General features: G+C 72.9%; 12 protein-coding genes. 9 read left to right on the forward strand and 3 right to left on the reverse strand.

From position 1 onward, the window contains the following. Positions 1-242 precede the first annotated feature (242 nt). The 3 genes from MTQ12_RS13875 to MTQ12_RS13885 are packed head-to-tail and all read right to left on the reverse strand — an operon-like array spanning position 243 to position 4,569. Positions 243-2,456 (reverse strand): DUF3488 and transglutaminase-like domain-containing protein, encoded by a 2,214-nt coding sequence (locus tag MTQ12_RS13875; RefSeq protein ID WP_247619088.1) that lies wholly within the window; start codon positions 2,454-2,456, stop codon positions 243-245. Then, positions 2,453-3,601 (reverse strand): DUF58 domain-containing protein, encoded by a 1,149-nt coding sequence (locus MTQ12_RS13880; protein WP_247619089.1) that lies wholly within the window; start codon positions 3,599-3,601, stop codon positions 2,453-2,455. Before MTQ12_RS13880 ends, MTQ12_RS13875 begins: the two co-directional genes overlap by 4 nt. After that, positions 3,601-4,569: a MoxR family ATPase gene (locus MTQ12_RS13885; protein ID WP_247619113.1), complete on the reverse strand. Its 969-nt coding sequence runs from the start codon at positions 4,567-4,569 to the stop codon at positions 3,601-3,603. Before MTQ12_RS13885 ends, MTQ12_RS13880 begins: the two co-directional genes overlap by 1 nt. Before the next feature lie 541 nt (positions 4,570-5,110). On the opposite strand from MTQ12_RS13885, the gene mraZ reads away from it, so the two are divergent. From mraZ to ftsW, 9 genes are all read left to right on the forward strand, one after another. Continuing rightward, positions 5,111-5,542 carry a division/cell wall cluster transcriptional repressor MraZ gene (gene mraZ, locus MTQ12_RS13890; protein ID WP_137319962.1) on the forward strand — a complete coding sequence of 144 codons (432 nt, stop codon included), beginning with the start codon at positions 5,111-5,113 and terminating at the stop codon, positions 5,540-5,542. A gap of 166 nt (positions 5,543-5,708) precedes the next feature. After that, positions 5,709-6,683 carry a 16S rRNA (cytosine(1402)-N(4))-methyltransferase RsmH gene (gene rsmH, locus MTQ12_RS13895; RefSeq protein ID WP_247619090.1) on the forward strand — a complete coding sequence of 325 codons (975 nt, stop codon included), beginning with the start codon at positions 5,709-5,711 and terminating at the stop codon, positions 6,681-6,683. Further along, positions 6,680-7,234: a hypothetical protein gene (locus MTQ12_RS13900; RefSeq protein ID WP_247619091.1), complete on the forward strand. Its 555-nt coding sequence runs from the start codon at positions 6,680-6,682 to the stop codon at positions 7,232-7,234. Before rsmH ends, MTQ12_RS13900 begins: the two co-directional genes overlap by 4 nt. Before the next feature lie 46 nt (positions 7,235-7,280). Then, entirely contained in the window at positions 7,281-9,191 is a 1,911-nt protein-coding gene (locus tag MTQ12_RS13905; protein ID WP_247619092.1) for a penicillin-binding protein 2, read from the forward strand. Further along, positions 9,191-10,732 (forward strand): UDP-N-acetylmuramoyl-L-alanyl-D-glutamate--2,6-diaminopimelate ligase, encoded by a 1,542-nt coding sequence (locus tag MTQ12_RS13910; RefSeq protein ID WP_247619093.1) that lies wholly within the window; start codon positions 9,191-9,193, stop codon positions 10,730-10,732. The genes MTQ12_RS13905 and MTQ12_RS13910 overlap by 1 nt, the downstream gene beginning before the upstream one ends. Positions 10,733-10,757: 25 nt before the next feature. Next, the gene (gene murF / locus MTQ12_RS13915) at positions 10,758-12,185 is read left to right on the forward strand and encodes a UDP-N-acetylmuramoyl-tripeptide--D-alanyl-D-alanine ligase (protein WP_247619094.1); all 1,428 of its coding nucleotides are present in this window, start codon (positions 10,758-10,760) and stop codon (positions 12,183-12,185) included. Next, positions 12,182-13,270 (forward strand): phospho-N-acetylmuramoyl-pentapeptide-transferase, encoded by a 1,089-nt coding sequence (gene mraY, locus MTQ12_RS13920; RefSeq protein ID WP_247619095.1) that lies wholly within the window; start codon positions 12,182-12,184, stop codon positions 13,268-13,270. Before murF ends, mraY begins: the two co-directional genes overlap by 4 nt. Then, entirely contained in the window at positions 13,263-14,852 is a 1,590-nt protein-coding gene (murD, locus tag MTQ12_RS13925) for a UDP-N-acetylmuramoyl-L-alanine--D-glutamate ligase (protein ID WP_247619096.1), read from the forward strand. The genes mraY and murD overlap by 8 nt, the downstream gene beginning before the upstream one ends. Beyond that, positions 14,852-16,156 (forward strand): putative lipid II flippase FtsW, encoded by a 1,305-nt coding sequence (ftsW, locus tag MTQ12_RS13930; protein ID WP_247619097.1) that lies wholly within the window; start codon positions 14,852-14,854, stop codon positions 16,154-16,156. Before murD ends, ftsW begins: the two co-directional genes overlap by 1 nt. Positions 16,157-16,162 lie beyond the last annotated feature (6 nt).

Raw genomic sequence — 16,162 nt, forward strand, 5'->3', positions numbered from 1 at the left:
ACGGATCGGCCCCGGACACCCGTCCGGGGCCGATCCGCGTCGTGCCCTTGGTCGCCCGGCCACTCCGTCGACCTGCCGCCTGTGCCCGAGCGCGCCGAGGTCCGTCGACCTGCCATTTCTGCTCACCCATGCCGTCGACCTGCCGTTCCTGCTCGAGATCCGGGCCGGGAATCGAGCACGAACGGCAGTTCGACGGAGGGATCGAGCATGAATGACAGCTCGACGGGAGCGCGGACCTCGGGTCAGCGGAGGCCGAAGACGCTCGCCGGCCACAGGCGCGCGCGCACCCCCGCCGCGGCGCCGGCCTGCTTCCGCAGCCCTTCGCGCAGGGCGCCGAGCGTCGAGCGCACCCGGGCGCCGTCGAGCTCGGTGCGCACGGCCCCGGCGTACCGGGACTCGTCGACCGCCCGGCCGATCTCCGCGAGCCCCTCGCGCTCGGGGCCCGGGACGAGCTCCCCGAGCCGCTCGAGGTGCTCGCGCACCGTGATCGCCGGCGACAGCGGCATCCCGTGGTCGCGGGCGAGCGCGCGGATCTCCTCCCACACCCGCTCGGGGTCGAGCGGATCGCGCAGGCGACGGCCGGCGGCGAGCAGCCGCAGCAGCGCCGGGAGCGCGAGGAGGACGAGGGCGAGCGCGACGAGGAGGACGATGAGCGGCCAGGAGGGGCCGGACGAGGCGGCGTCGCCGCCGGTGGTGTCCTCGGTTGCCTCGGCGGTCGGCTCACCGGCGTCCTCGGTGCCGGAGTCCGGCTCCTCGGTCGTCGGCTCCTCGGTGGGCTCGGGCGAGGCGGTCTCCTCCGGCTCGTCGGAGCCGCCGGCCTCGGTCCACGGCGGGGGAGTGCCGGCTGGTCCGCCCGGGGTGGGCTCGAAGCGCACCCAGCCGGTGCCCTCGAACCACAGCTCGGGCCAGGCGTGGGCCTGGTTGATGCGCACCTCGTAGGCGCCCTCGCCGGTCGCGGTGCCGCCGGTGAAGCCGACGCCGATCCGCGCCGGGATGCCGAGCGAGCGGGCCATCGCGGTCATCGCCCCGGAGAACTGGACGCAGTAGCCCTGCTTGTCCTCGAGGAAGTCCGCGAGCACGTCGCCGGAGGCCTCCTCGGGTGCATCGGTGGAGTAGGTGAACTCGCCGGAGTGGAAGTACTCCTGGAGCGCGACGGCCTTCTCCCACTCGTTCTCCGAGCCCGCGGTGACCTGGTCGGCGGTGTCGGCGATGATCTGCGGAGTGTCCTGCGGCAGTGCGAGCAGGTCCTCGAACTCCGTCGCGGACACCGGCCCGGCCTCACGCAGCGCCTCGGCGGTGGGTTCGACGGAGAGGTAGTCGACGCCGTACTGCGCACCGGCGGTGATCTCGCCGTTGCCGACGATCGTCAGCGTCTGCGCGTCGTAGATCCAGCGCCGGGACACGCCGTCGACGGACTGCGGGGCGTAGGGCGCCGGCAGGTGCTGCTGGTCGAGGTCGACGATGCTGATGTCGGTGCGCCGCTCGGCGGTGCGGGTGTCGGCGGACACGCCGGGGGCGCTCGGCATCCCGTCGACCGCGACGGCGAAGGGGTCGAGGTCGAACTCCGCGGGCATCCACGTGGTCCCGTCGAAGTCGCTCACCGAGGTCAGCCGGATCGGCGGGGCGAGCGGGTCGTCGGTGGTGTACGTGAACGCCATCGAGTCGTCGTCGGTGTTGAGGTCCTGTTTGAGGTCGAGGAACGGGTTGATCACCGTGAGGTCGCCCTGCGCGTTGACCGGCTGGTCGGGCCGCACCGCGATGTCGGGCAGGAGCACCGGCAGGCCGACGCCGAGCGCGAGCGCGAGCGCGCCGGCGGTGATCGCGGTCGCGGGGGAGCGCAGATGCACTGATCCCACATAGCTCGAGAGCATGAGGAGGAGGAAGGCCGCGGCGATGACCGCGAAGTGCCACCAGCGCAGCTCCCGCGGAGCGAGGAGCACCGGGATGATGTAGACGAGGAGCAGCAGGATGCCGGCGACCTTGGGCGCCCGGATGTCGGACACGAGGCCGTCGATGAGCATGGTGATGAGCCCGAAGCCGACGGTGAGGATCGTCCGGAAGCCCGGGGTGCTCTGCGCCGGGGCGGTGGTGCTGTAGATGTCGTCGATGCCGGCGGCGAGCTGGGCGAACAGATGGCCGAACGAGGAGCCGCTCGGCACCACCCCGGCGGTGAGCGTCTCCGGGACGCAGAGGTAGACGGCGGCGAGCGCCGCGACGACGAACTGGGCGATCACCGTCATCCCGGTGGCGCGCAGCGCGGGCACGGCGCGGAACACCGCACCGGTGAGGAGCACGACCGCGGTCATCGCGAGGACCTGGACGAGCCACACGGTGTCGGTGAACACCGCGGTCATGCTCACCGCGGCGAGGGTCATCGCGAGCAGCACGAGGAGCGCGGGCAGGAGGATCGGCGGGGTGCGCGGGGCGGTCCCGGCCGCTGCGGGCGCGGCGGTCATCGGCGGCTCCTTCGGGTGCGGCGCGTCCAGGACTCCGGCAGCGCGAGGCGGTGCCCGAACAGCTCGGAGTCGAGCCCTGCGGAGTCCGCTACCTCGTCTGCGGTGAGCCGGCGGACGGAGGTCTTGCGCGGCAGGTGGCCGGCGATCTCGTCGGCGCGGGCGGGGGAGGGGGCGCACACGATCGCGGCGACCACGGAGCCGAGCCGGCCGAGCTCGCCGGGCAGCTCCGTCCCGCCGGCGGCGTAGCGGGCGGTGAGAAGCCGCAGCCGGTCCTCGCCGCGGCGCCCGGACAGCACCTCGCGGCGGCCCTCGGCGTAGAACAGGACGTCGTACCCGGCGCGCAGATAGGCGGTCGTCAGGGAGGCCGCCCCGGAGATCAGCACCTCGGTCGGGTGGTCGCCGGCAGTGAGGCCGGCGGTGTCGAGGACGACCGCGGCGAAGGGCGTCTCCTCCTCGGCCTCCTGCCGGACCATGAGCTCGCCCACCCGGGCGGTCGAGGCCCAGTGGATGTGGCGGAGATCGTCGCCGGGGACGTACTCGCGGGTGTGGAAGTCGCGGCTCGTGTCCCCGCGCACCACCTGCGGGCTGTCGCTCATCGGCCGGGCGATCCCGGCCGACACGGGCAGGCCGACGCGCTGGATCGGGGTCGACACGGCGACCGGGAACTCCCGGTGGACCGTCTTCGTCACGCTGCACAGGCCGAACGGCCCGTCGATGACGGACTTCACCGCCTGCAGCCCGGACATCCCGCGCCGGTCGGGGGCGAAGTCGGCGTCGATGGTGATCGTGCCGCCGGGGTCCATGCCGGGGATCCGCAGACCGCGCGTCTCGCCGAACCCCTCCCGGGGGACGAACTCGACCTCGAAGGCGCCGAGCGACAGCGGGGTCCGGTTGGTCAGGGCGGCGCGCAGGTCGAGCGGTGCGCCGACCTCGGCGACGGGCACGCCGTCGACCCGGCGGGTGCGCGCGTCGAGCACGGCGGCGAGCCGGGCGCCGGAGAAGAAGGCGAGGACGACGCTGAGCAGCACGAGCCCGAGGAGCAGGATCCCCGCCGGCAGCAGGCCGGGCAGGGAGAACCGGTAGGCCGCCACGCACAGCGTGATGCCGGCCAGGGTGAAGACGATCCCCGCGGTGGTGAGGCGCATCAGTGCACGGGGGTGCGCGACACGACCTGGGACACGATGTCCGCCGACGCCTGCGGATCGTCGTCGTCCTTCGCGATGACGCGGTGGGCGAGGACGTCGACGGCGAGCGACTGGACGTCGTCGGGGGTGACGTAGGAGCGGCCGCTGAGGACGGCGAGCGCCTTCGCCGCGCGGAGCAGCTGGACTCCGCCGCGGGGCGAGGCGCCGAGCGCCACCGCGGGGTCGCGGCGGGTGGCCTCGAGGAGCGACACGATGTAGGTCCGCAGCTCCGGGGTGGCGGTGATGCGGCGCACGGTGTCGCGCGCCTGCATGATCGACTCGAGGCTCGTCACCGCCGCGAGGCCGGCGAGCGGGTCGTGGTCGACGTGGTGGTCGAGCATGTCGACCTCCGCCTGGGCGCTCGGGTAGCCGATCGAGATCCGGGCCATGAAGCGGTCGCGCTGCGCCTCGGGCAGGCTGTACGTGCCCTCCATGTCGATGGGGTTCTGGGTGGCGACGACCATGAACGGGTCGGGCATCCGGTAAGTCGTGCCGTCGATGCTCGCCTGCGATTCGGCCATGCACTCGAGCATCGCCGACTGCGTCTTGGGGGAGGCGCGGTTGATCTCGTCGGCGATGACGATGTTCGCGAACACCGGGCCGGGCCGGAACTCGAAGTGCCGCGACTCCTGGTTGAAGAGGTTGACGCCGAGCACGTCGGAGGGCAGCAGGTCCGGGGTGAACTGGATCCGGCGCACCGAGCCGTCGACGACGCGGCCGAGCGACTTCGCCAGCAGCGTCTTGCCCACGCCGGGCACGTCCTCGAGCAGCAGGTGGCCGCCGGCGAGCAGCGTGATGAGCGCGAGCCGGACGGCGTGGTCCTTGCCCTCGAGCACGGAGTTCATCGCCTGGCGGGCCTGGCCGGCGATCTGCTGGACCTGCGACAGGGCGGGATCGGTCGACTGGGAGCCGACCCCGGTGCCCGCCATGAGGCGGGAGTCCCCGCCGGCCGCGGCTGGCTGCTGGGCGGCGACCTGGGGGTACCCGCCGGTGCGGGCGGCGCGGCGCGAGGTGGGCTGGTCGGATTCGCTCGGATAGCTCATTCGTCCATTGTCGCGCACCCGGCCGCCGCGCTCCACCTCGGGCCGGATCCACATCCCTCCCCACCCCTCCCGAGGCGCCCGCCGGAAGGTGATCGACCCCCCTCCCGAGGCGCCCGCCCCACCGCGCTCCACCACCCTCCCCACTTCCCTCCACGTCCGCCCCCCCACTCCCCTCCCCGGCGACCCACCGCCCCGGGAATCCGGGCGGGAAACCGGGCCCGCGGGCGCCTCGAACCCCGCCGGAGAGGCCCGTCGCGCCCCGCTCCCACCACGTTCAAGCACATTTCCCCCACTTTCCTCCACGCGGTTGACCTGGGGAAACAGGGTCTGAAGAGCGCATTCAGGAAAAATTGAGGCAAATCGTGGGGGAAAGTGGAGTACAGTGGGCCGCATCGGAGCCGACGGGTTTCGAAAGGGGTGAGACGGCATGTTCTTGGGCACGCACCTGCAGCGGCTCGATGACAAGGGCCGGCTCATCCTGCCCGCGAAGTTTCGGGAGGAGCTCGCGAACGGACTGGTGCTGACCCGGGGACAGGAGCACTGCCTCACCCTGTTCTCCGCCCGGGAGTTCGAGTCCGTCCACGAGCAGATGCGAGCGGCGCCCATGACCAGCAAGGACGCCCGCGACTATCTGCGCATGTTCCTCTCCGGGGCCTCGGCCGAGCAGCCGGACAAGCAGGGGCGGATCACCATTCCGCAGATCCTGCGCCAGTACGCCTCGCTCGACCGCGACCTCGCGGTCATCGGCATGGGCAACCGTGTCGAGATCTGGGACGCCCCCACCTGGGAGCGCTACCTGGCCGAAACGGAGCAGGGATTCGCCGAGCGCACCGACGAGGTGATTCCCGGAGTGATCTGAGCACTCGGTTGAGATCCTCGTCCGCCGCAGGTTTCGGGATACTTCCCCGGTTCCGAAGCCACGGGTCCTGTCACACTTCCCCGGTGCCAGGGCGACGGGCGGGCGAGGTTCTGGATCGAGTGAGAGATCGCAGCACTGTCCGAACCGACGCCGAGAGGAGGCGCCCGTGGTCGAGAACCGTCACACCCCCGTGCTCCTCGACCGCTGCGTCGAGCTCCTCGGGATCGGCGTCGCCGCCGCCCGCGAGGCCGGCCGCACCCCCGTCGTCGTCGACGCCACGCTCGGGATGGGCGGGCACAGCGAGGGCGTGCTCGCAGCCTTCGAGGACGTCGTCCTCCTCGGCGTCGACCGCGACCCCGAGGCGATCGCGATCGCGAGCGAGCGTCTGGCCCCGTTCGGGGAACGCTTCGTCCCCGTCCACGGGACCGACGACATCATCCCCGCGGCCCTCGCCGACCACGGCTTCGACGCGATCTCCGCAGCCCTGTTCGACCTCGGCGTGTCCTCCCTCCAGCTCGACGAGGACGAGCGCGGCTTCTCCTACTCCCGCCGGGCCCCGCTCGACATGCGGATGGACCCGGACGACGCGCTCACCGCCGCCGACGTCCTCAACACGTACTCCGAGGCCGCGCTCGCCCGGATCATCGCCGAGTACGGCGAGGAGCGCTTCGCCCGCAAGATCGCCCGGGTCGTCGTCGCCGACCGGGAGCAGCGGCCCTGGACCACCTCCGAGCAGCTCGCCGCGATGCTCCAGCGGGTGATCCCCGAGCCCAAGGGCGCGCGCAAGCGCTCGCACCCGGCCAAGCGGACCTTCCAGGCGCTGCGCATCGAGGTCAACCGCGAGCTCGCGATCCTCGAGGTCGCGCTCCCGGCGGTGCTCGACCTGCTCCACGTCGGGGGAGTGGCCGTCGTCGAGTCCTACCAGTCGCTCGAGGACATCATCGTCAAGCGGATCTTCAAGGCCGGGACCACCGCCGCGGCACCCCCGGAGCTGCCCGTCGTCCCCGACCACCTGCAGCCCTGGCTGTGCGAGATCACCCGCGGCGCGGAGAAGGCCGACGCCGCGGAGACCGAATCCAACCCGCGGGCCGCGAGCGTGCGCCTGCGGGCCGTGAGCAAGACGAGGGAGCCGGCACCATGAGTCCACTCGCCCAGGCCGTCCACACCGCTCCGGCCCGCAAGCGCGCGGCCACCCCGCTGCGCGACGCGGAGATCTCGCGCCTCCGGCTCGTCGTCCCGCAGGCCGCACGGCGCCGGATGCCGTTCTCCGTGATCTGCGTCGGCATCATCGTGCTCGGCATCCTCGGCGTGCTCCTCCTCAACATCACGATCTCCCACAGCACCTACCGGGTCGAGCAGCTCACCGCCGAGCAGGCCCGCCTCCACGAGGAGCGCGACCGGCTGACCGAGGACATCTCCTACCGGGAGAGCCCGCAGAACATCGCGGCGGCCGCCGAGGAGCTCGGGATGACCCGCGATCTCACCCCGGAGTACATCCGGCTCTCCGACGGCGAGGTGCTCTCCCCGGGCAGCGTGCCGGGGAACACCCTGCGAAATCCCTCAACCGTGCCCGGCCCGCGTGCCGATGCCCGGGGAGACGTCCGTCCGAACCTACGATCGGATGAGACGCTGCCGGCGGTCGGAGGGGGATCGTCCGACATCTCCGCCCCGAGCCAGCGCAGCCCCCGATGAGGCCCGAGTGACCCGAGCAGTGCGATGAGGAAAGTGAGGAAGGTGGATGCCCACGGTGACCCCGCCCCGCAGCCGTTCCTCGCAGTCCTCCGCCCGCCGGCCCGCCGGGAGGACCGGCACCGGGAAGACCGGCACTCGTCAGCAGGGCGCCGATAAGCAGGGCACCGCCGGCGCGCGCCGGCCCGGCCTGTTCCGCCGCGGCCCGAAGCGCAGCGGTCCGCCGGATCCGCGCCGCCGCATGGCTTGGCTCGTCGTCGCCTCGCTCGCCGTCCTGCTGCTGCTCGCCGGCCGGCTCGTCGCGATCCAGGGGATGGACACGATGCGGCTCGCGCAGGAGGCGCTCGACTCGCGCCTCGTGTCCAAGCCGCTGCCCGCCGCCCGCGGCGTCATCACCGCCGCCGACGGCACCGTGCTCGCGGACAACGCGATGCGCTACCGCGTCGTCGTCGACCAGCAGAACATCGCCCGCTACGAGAACGCCGACGGCGAGCTCGTGGGCGCGTGGGGCGCGGCCCAGGCGATGGCCGGCCCGCTCGACACCGACCCCGGCCTGCTCCTGCCCGAGCTCGCCGGGGACAAGCTGTGGAACCCCGTCGCCGAGGGCCTCACGAGCGAGGTGTGGAACGAGATCGACGCCCTCGACATCCCCGGCGTGAGCATGGAGGAGTACTCCATCCGCACCTACCCGGCCGGTGCCGTGGGCGGCAACCTCATGGGCTTCACCGGCTCCGACGGCCAGGCGCTCGCCGGCCTCGAGCTCGAGTACGACGAGTCCCTCCAGGGCCGCGACGGCGAGCAGCAGTACGAGCGCGGGCTCGCCGGGGACATGATCCCGCTCGGCGACTCCAACCTCGTGCCGGCCCGCAACGGCACCGGGCTCCAGCTCACCATCGACCCCACCATCCAGTACTACGCGCAGCAGGCGATCGCCGACCAGGCGGAGAAGCACGACGCCGAATGGGCCTCCGTCGTCATCGAGGAGGTCGGCACCGGCCGGATCCTCGCCGCCGCCGAGGCCCCGAGCGTCGACCCCAACGATCCCGGTGCCGTCGACGCCGAGGACCGCGGCTCGCGGATCTTCACCGGCATGTTCGAGCCCGGGTCGACGGCGAAGATGATCACCGCCGCCGCCCTCATCGAGGAGGGCCTCGTCACACCGACCACGGAATTCACCGTCCCCGACCGCTGGACGGCACCCAACGACGAGGAGTTCCGCGACTCGAGCGAGCATGCGGACCAGCAGCTGACCTTCGCCGGGATCCTCATGAACTCCTCGAACACCGGCACCATCCTCGCCGGGGACAAGCTCTCACTCGAGCAGCGCTACGACTACATGCGCGACTTCGGGTTCGGCCAGGCCTCCGGGATCGAGTTCCCCGGCTCGACCGGCGGCATCCTCCACCCCTACGAGGACTGGGACGGCCGCACGAAGTACACGGTGATGTTCGGGCAGGGCATGTCCGGCACCGCCCTGCAGACGACCTCGGCGTTCGCGACGGTCGCCAACGGGGGAGTGCGGATGCCGCTGCAGCTCGTGTCCGGCATGGTCGACGACTCCGGCACGGTCACCCCGGTCCCGCAGGGCACCGGCACCCGCGTGGTGTCCGAGGACACCTCCGCGCAGGTGCTCAGCATGCTCGAGGCCACCGTCGTCGAGGGCACCGGCGAGAACGCCGCGGTGCCGGGCTACCGGGTGGGCGGCAAGACCGGCACCTCGCAGGCCCCGGCGGACTCCGGCGGCGGCTACGACGGCTACACCGCCTCGTTCGTCGGCGTCGCCCCGATCGAGGACCCGCGCATCGCGGTGTCGGTGACCTTGCAGCGACCGCGCAAGGGCTACTACGGTGGATCGGCTGCGGCACCCGTGTTCTCCGACGTCGCCGGATTCACCCTGCGCCACCTGCGGGTCCCGCCCTCGACCACCGACCCCGAACTCCCCCCGGAGGAATGGAACTGATGCAGATCGCCGACCTCGGACTCTCCCCGGACGTGCGCGTCCTCGGCGACCCGCAGCGCTCCGTGACCGGGGCGTCGCTCGACTCCCGCGCCGTCGCCCCCGGTGAGCTCTACGCCGCGCTGCCGGGCGCGAACGTCCACGGCGCCCGGTTCGTCCCCGAGGTGCTCGCCCGCGGCGTGCGCGCCGTCCTCACCGATCCGGACGGCCTCGAGCTCATCCGCACCGCCCTCGCCGAGGCGGGGACCACGGCGGTGCTCGACGAGGCCACGGTGCTCGTCGTCGAGCGGCCGCGCGCCCACCTCGGCGCGATCGCCGCCCGGATCCACGGCACCGACCCGGACGACCCGCAGCTGCTCGGCATCACCGGCACGAACGGCAAGACGACGACGACCTACATGCTCAACGGCCTGCTCACCGCGCTCGGCCGCACCACCGGCGTCATCGGCACCGTGGCCACCCTCATCGCCGGGCAGCGCCAGTCCGCCGTGCGCACCACCCCGGAGGCCCCCGACCTCCACGCGCTCTTCGCCCGGATGCGCGCCGCCGGCGTCGACACCTGCGCGATGGAGGTGTCCTCCCACGCGCTGAGCCAGCACCGCGTCGACGGCGCCCGCTTCCGGGTCGTCGGCTTCACCAACCTGTCCCAGGACCACCTCGACTTCCACGGCTCGATGGAGGAGTACTTCCGGGCCAAGGCCGAGCTCTTCACCCCCGACTTCGCCGACTCCGGCGTCGTCGTCCTCGCCGACGACTGGGCGCGCCGGCTCGCCGCGGAGTCCCCGATCCCGGTGACGACGATCAGCCGCGAGGCCGCCGACGCCCCCGACTGGCTCGTCGCCGAGGAGTCCGGCGGGGAGTTCACGCTGCGCGGCGACGGCGTCGAGCTGCGCGCCCGCTCCCCGCTGCCCGGCGCCTTCAACGTCCTCAACACCGCGCTCGCCCTCGCGATGCTGATCGCCGCCGGGGTCGACCCGGCCGAGCTCGCCGGCCCCGCGCTCGAGTTCACCGCGCCCGTGCCCGGCCGAATGGAGGTCGTGCACCCGGCGGACCCGCGCGTCATCGTCGACTACTCCCACACCCCGGACGCGATCGCCCAGGTGCTCGCCGGGCTCGATGCGGGGGCCGGCCGGCTCGCGATCGTGCTCGGCGCCGGCGGGGACCGCGATCGCGGCAAGCGCGCGGCGATGGGCCGGGCGGCGGCGCGCGAGGCCGACGTCGTCATCGTCACCGACGACAACCCGCGCAGCGAGGACCCCGCCGCGATCCGCGCCGCCGTCCTCGCCGGGGTGGCCGACGCCCGCGCGGACGGCACCGCCCGGGCCGCCGCGGACGCCGTCCACGAGATCGGCCCGCGCGCCGAGGCGATCGCCGCGGGGATCGCGGCCGCCGGGCCCGGCGGCACCCTCGTCATCGCGGGCAAGGGCCACGAGACGGGACAGGAGATCGCCGGGGTCGTCCACGACTTCGACGACCGCGAGCAGACACGCGCCGCACTCGCATCACGGGGCGGCGACATCGGAACCGGTAGAGTTCGGAAGTGATATGAAGCGATTCTCAGTGCATGAGGTGGCCACTGCCCTCAAAGGCGAACTCTACGGAATCTCCCCCGATCAGGAGCTCAGCGGAGGAGTCGTCACCGACTCCCGCGAGGTCTCCCCGGGGGACATCTACGTGGCTCGGCGCGGGGAGACCGCCGACGGCCTCGACTACGTGCCGGCCGCGCTCGAGGCGGGCGCCGTCCTCATCATCGCCGAGGCGGTGCCGACCGTCGACGGCAAGCACCTGCCGACCCTCCACGTCGCCGACGCCACCGCCGCGCTCGGCCGGCTCGCCCAGCTCAACGTCGAGGCGCTGCGCGCCGAGGGCGACCTCACCGTCATCGCGATCACCGGCTCGGCCGGCAAGACCACGGTCAAGGACCTCACCGCGGACCTGCTCGCCGGGCACGCGGAGACCGTGTGGCCCCCGAACTCCTACAACAACGAGGTCGGGGTGCCGCTCACCGCGATCCGCGCCGACGAGTCGACCCGCTTCCTCGTCCTCGAGATGGGCGCCCGGTCGATCGGCAACCTCGAGTACCTCACCTCGCTCGTGCGCCCGGACATCGCCGTCGAGCTCAACGTCGGCACCGCCCACGGCGGCGTGTTCGGCTCGATCGAGAACACCGCGCGGGCCAAGGCCGAGCTCGTCGAATCGCTGATCTCCGGCGGCCGCGCCGTGCTCAACGCCGACGACCGGCGGGTCGCGGCGATGACCGAGGTGCTCGACCCCGGCGTCGGCGTGCTGTGGTTCAGCGCCGCCGGCAACGCCGAGCGCACCCCGACGGTGCGCGCCACCGGGATCGAGACCCACGCCTCCGGCCGCACCTCGTTCACCCTCCACCTGCCCGAGGAGGAGCCGGTCCGCGTCGAGCTCGCGCTGCTCGGCGAGCACCATGTCAACAACGCGCTCGCCGCGGCCGCCGTCGCCCACCTGTGCGGCATCCCGGCCCGCTCGATCGTCACCACCCTGGGCACCTCGGGCGCGGCGAGCCGTTGGCGGATGGAGCTCATCGACTCCCCGAGCGGCGTCACCGTGCTCAACGACGCCTACAACGCCAACCCCGACTCCATGCGGGCGAGCCTCAAGACGCTCGCCGCGATGGGCCGCGGCGACGACACCACCGGGCCGCGCCGCACCTTCGCCGTGCTCGGCGAGATGCTCGAGCTCGGGGAGGACTCCGTGGCCGAGCACGACACCATCGGCCGGCTCGTCGTGCGCCTCAACATCCACCGCACGATCGCCGTCGGCGAGGGCGCCAAGCCGATCTACCAGGCCGCGAACCTCGAGGGCTCGTGGGGCAACGAGGCGGTCTGGGTGGCGAGCATCGCGGAGGCCCGCGAACTCCTCAACGTCGAGCTCCAGCCCGGCGACATCGTCCTCTTCAAGTCCTCGCGGGACGCCGGGCTGCGCTACCTCGGCGACGAGATCGCCGGGGTGTCGGGACAGCAATGATCGCCGTCATCCTCGCCGCGTGCCTGAGCCTCCTCATCACGCTCATCGGCACCCCGCTCTTCATCCGGGTCCTCGTCAAGCGCGGCTACGGCCAGTTCATCCGCGACGACGGCCCGGAGACCCATGCGACCAAGCGCGGCACCCCGACGATGGGCGGCGTCGTCATCATCGGCGCCGCGCTCATCTCCTACTTCCTCTCCCACCTCCTCACCGGCTCGCTGCCCACCCCCTCGGGCGTGCTCGTGCTGTGGCTCGCCGCGGGACTCGGCGCGGTCGGGTTCCTCGACGACTACATCAAGGTCTCCAAGCAGCGCTCGCTCGGCCTCAAGCCGGTCGGCAAGCTCGTGGGCCAGGGCTTCGTCGGCATCAGCTTCGCCGTGCTCGCCCTCCAGTTCCCCAACGAGTTCGGACAGACCCCGGCATCGACGGCGATCTCCTTCGTCCGCGACACCGCCCTCGACCTCGCCTTCGCCGGCAGCATCGTCGGCCTCCTCCTCTTCATCATCTGGGCGAACCTCATCGTCACCGCGGTGTCGAACGCGGTCAACCTCACCGACGGGCTCGACGGGCTCGCCGCGGGCGCGGCCGGCATCGTGTTCACCGGCTTCGTCATGATCACCACCTGGCAGTCGACCCAGAACTGCCACCTCATGAGCGAGATCCGCGACGGCTGCTACTACATGCGCGACCCGCGCGACCTCACCATCGTCGGCGCGGCGATGGCCGCGGCGTGCATCGGCTTCCTGTGGTGGAACACCTCCCCGGCGAAGATCTTCATGGGCGACACCGGCTCGCTCGCGATCGGCGGCGCGATCGCCGGCCTGGCGATCATGTCGCGCACCGAGCTCCTCCTCATCATCATGGGCGGCCTGTTCGTCCTCATCACGCTCAGCGTCATCATCCAGGTCGCCTCCTTCAAGCTCACCGGCAGGCGGGTGTTCCGGATGGCCCCGCTCCAGCACCACTTCGAGCTCATCGGCTGGGCGGAGGTGACGATCGTCGTGCGCTTCTGGATCATCGCGCTGCTCTTCGTCGTCGCCGCGGTCGGCCTGTTCTACGCGGAATGGGTGTCCCACCTTGGCTGAGGCCCCCGACCCGGCACCGCTGCCGCCGATCCTCCCGCCCGGGGCGGTCGCGGTGGACTACCCGGACGCCGCGGCGATCCCCGCCGCCCTCCACGGCCCGGAGTCCTCGCTCGCCGGGCTCACCGTCGTCGTCACCGGACTCGGCGTGTCCGGGTACCCGGCGGCGGTCCACCTCGCCGAGCGCGGCGCCGAGGTCGTCGTCGTCGACGCCGACACGCTGCGCGACCGCAGCGAGCACGAGGCGATCCTCGCGGTGTTCGACGTCGACATCCGGCGCGGGCCCGAGCACGTCGAGGACCTCCCGGTCCCGCGCTCCGGCCGCACCCCCGACCTCGTCGTCACCTCGCCCGGCTGGCGGCCCGACCAGCCGCTGCTGCGCGCCGCGGCGGCCGCCGGCATCCCCGTCATCGGCGAGGTCGAGCTCGCCTGGCGGGTGCGCGGCGCGAACGCCGCCCCCTGGCTCGTCGTCACCGGCACCAACGGCAAGACCACGACGACGACGATGCTCGAGGCGATGCTCCGCGCCGCCGGCCTGAACGTGCGCGCCTGCGGCAACATCGGCGCCCCGCTGCTCGAGGCCGTGCTCGACCCCGAGGCGGAGGTCCTCGCGATCGAGCTGTCGAGCTTCCAGCTCCACTGGCAGTTCTCGATGTGCGCCGACGCCGCGGCGGTGCTCAACATCGCCGCCGACCACCTCGACTGGCACGGCAGCGGCGAGGCCTACGCCGCGGACAAGGGCCGCGCCTACACCAACGTCCGCACCGCCTGCGTCTACAACGTCGAGGACCCCGCCACGCGCGCCCTCGTCGAGGACGCCGAGGTCATCGCCGGGGCACGCGCGATCGGCTTCACCGCCGGCATCCCCGGCCCCGGGGAGCTCGGGGTGGTCGAGGACGCGCTCGTCGACCGCGCCTACATCCCGGAGCGCTACTCCGCGGCCGCGGAGCTCGCCTCGCTCGCCGACGTCGCGCGCGCCTCGGGCCAGCCCGACCGCCCCGCCCCGCCGCACCAGATCGCCAACGCGCTCGCCGCCGCGGCGCTCGCCCGCGCCGTCGGGGTGCCCCCGGCCGCGGTGCGCGACGGCCTGCGCGCCCACGCCGCCGGCGGCCACCGGCTCACGCTCGTCGCCGAGCACGCCGAGGTGCGCTGGATCGACGACTCGAAGGCGACGAACCCGCACGCCGCCGCGGCCGCGCTGTCCGCCTTCGACCCGACCGTGTGGATCGCCGGCGGGCTCGCCAAGGGCGCGGACTACGACGCGCTCGTCGCCGCCCACGCCCACCGCCTCCGCGCGGTCGTCCTCATCGGCGCCGACCGCACCCCGCTGCGCACCGCGCTCGGCGCCCGCGCCCCCGAGGTCCCCGTGCTCGAGGTCGACGTCCCCGCCGACCCGGCCGACGCCGACCCCGCCGAGCGGGGGGCCGCCGTGGCCGAGCGCGCCGTCGCGCTCGCCGCCTCCGCCGCCCGGCCCGGCGACACCGTGCTCCTCGCCCCGGCCGCGGCGAGCATGGACCAGTTCCTCGACTACGCCACCCGCGGCGACCTGTTCACCCGCGCGGTGCGCCGCGCCGTGGAGGGCTGATGAGCAGCCCCGGCAGGACCGCGCCGCGGACCGGCTCCGCGCAGGCCCGGAGCACCCGCCCGCAGGACTTCCTGCGCGGCGACACCGGGGTGCTCGCCGTGCTCCGGCGGATCCACGACCTCCCGGTGACGAGCTACTACCTCGTGCTCGCCGCGACCCTCGCCCTCACCGGGATCGGCCTCGTCATGGTGCTCTCGGCCTCCTCGATCACCTCCTACGCCGGGGGAGAGGGCTCCTCGTTCTCCGTCGTCGGCCGGCAGGCGGCCTTCGCCGTCGTCGGCCTCCTCGCGATGCTCGGGCTGTCCTTCGTGCCGCTGCGCGGCTGGCGGATGATCGCCCCGTTCGCGATCTTCATCGGCATCGCCCTCCAGGTGCTGCCCTTCATCCCCGGGCTCGGGCGGACCGTCAACGGCTCCACGAGCTGGGTGTCGATCGGCGGCATCCAGGGCCAGCCGGCGGAGTTCGTCAAGGCCGCGCTCGCGCTCTGGCTCGGCGTGTTCCTCGCGAACAAGGCCCACCGGCTGCGCTCCCTCAAGGAGATGATGCCGGCGGTGGCCGTCCTCGGGATCGTCCTCGGCTTCATCCTCTACGGCCGCGACCTCGGCACCGGCCTCATCATCATGGGCCTCGCGCTCGGCGCGCTGTTCGTCGGGGGAGTGCCGTGGCGCTACTTCCTCGGCGCGCTCGCCGCGATCGGCGTCGTCGTCACCCTCATGGTCATCACGAGCGCCAACCGGATGGCCCGCGTGCGCGCGATGCTCACCGGCTCCGACTCCGCGGAGATGGACCCGCTGGGCCAGCACTGGCAGTCGAACCACGGCCTCTACGCGCTCGCCTCCGGCGGCTGGTTCGGGGTGGGACTCGGGGCGAGCCGCGAGAAGTGGTCCTGGCTGCCCGAGGCCCACAACGACTTCATCTTCGCGATCATCGGCGAGGAGCTCGGACTGCTCGGCTCCGTCGTCGTGCTCCTCCTCTTCGCCGCGCTCGGCTACGGCCTCGTGCGCATCATCATGCGCTCCCGCGACCGCTTCGTGCAGACCTCCACCGCCGCCGTGTTCATGTGGCTCGTCGGCCAGGCGGCCGTGAACATCGGCGTCGTCGCCGGCGTGCTGCCGGTCATCGGCGTCCCCCTCCCGCTCGTCTCCTACGGCGGCTCCGCGCTGCTCGCCACGCTCATCGCGATCGGCATGGTGCTGTCCTTCGCGCGCGCCGAGGAGGGCGCCCGCGAGGCGATGCGCGCCCAGTCGAACCGGGTCCGCAGCTCCCTCGCCGTCCTCGCCCGCCGACCGGCCCGACAGAAGTGAGATCCC

Origin of the sequence: Brevibacterium sp. R8603A2 (assembly GCF_023072605.1) — a bacterium.
Classification (GTDB): Bacteria; Actinomycetota; Actinomycetes; order Actinomycetales; family Brevibacteriaceae; genus Brevibacterium; species Brevibacterium pityocampae.

What these genes read in the sequence shown, in the direction of transcription:
- MTQ12_RS13875 (WP_247619088.1), bottom strand. Translation starts at nt 2,456, where the DNA reads ATGACCGCCGCGCCCGCAGCGGCCGGGACCGCCCCGCGCACCCCGCCG.
- MTQ12_RS13880 (WP_247619089.1), bottom strand. Translation starts at nt 3,601, where the DNA reads ATGCGCCTCACCACCGCGGGGATCGTCTTCACCCTGGCCGGCATCACG.
- MTQ12_RS13885 (WP_247619113.1), bottom strand. Translation starts at nt 4,569, where the DNA reads ATGGCGGGCACCGGGGTCGGCTCCCAGTCGACCGATCCCGCCCTGTCG.
- mraZ (WP_137319962.1), top strand. Translation starts at nt 5,111, where the DNA reads ATGTTCTTGGGCACGCACCTGCAGCGGCTCGATGACAAGGGCCGGCTC.
- MTQ12_RS13900 (WP_247619091.1), top strand. Translation starts at nt 6,680, where the DNA reads ATGAGTCCACTCGCCCAGGCCGTCCACACCGCTCCGGCCCGCAAGCGC.
- MTQ12_RS13905 (WP_247619092.1), top strand. Translation starts at nt 7,281, where the DNA reads ATGCCCACGGTGACCCCGCCCCGCAGCCGTTCCTCGCAGTCCTCCGCC.
- MTQ12_RS13910 (WP_247619093.1), top strand. Translation starts at nt 9,191, where the DNA reads ATGCAGATCGCCGACCTCGGACTCTCCCCGGACGTGCGCGTCCTCGGC.
- mraY (WP_247619095.1), top strand. Translation starts at nt 12,182, where the DNA reads ATGATCGCCGTCATCCTCGCCGCGTGCCTGAGCCTCCTCATCACGCTC.
- ftsW (WP_247619097.1), top strand. Translation starts at nt 14,852, where the DNA reads ATGAGCAGCCCCGGCAGGACCGCGCCGCGGACCGGCTCCGCGCAGGCC.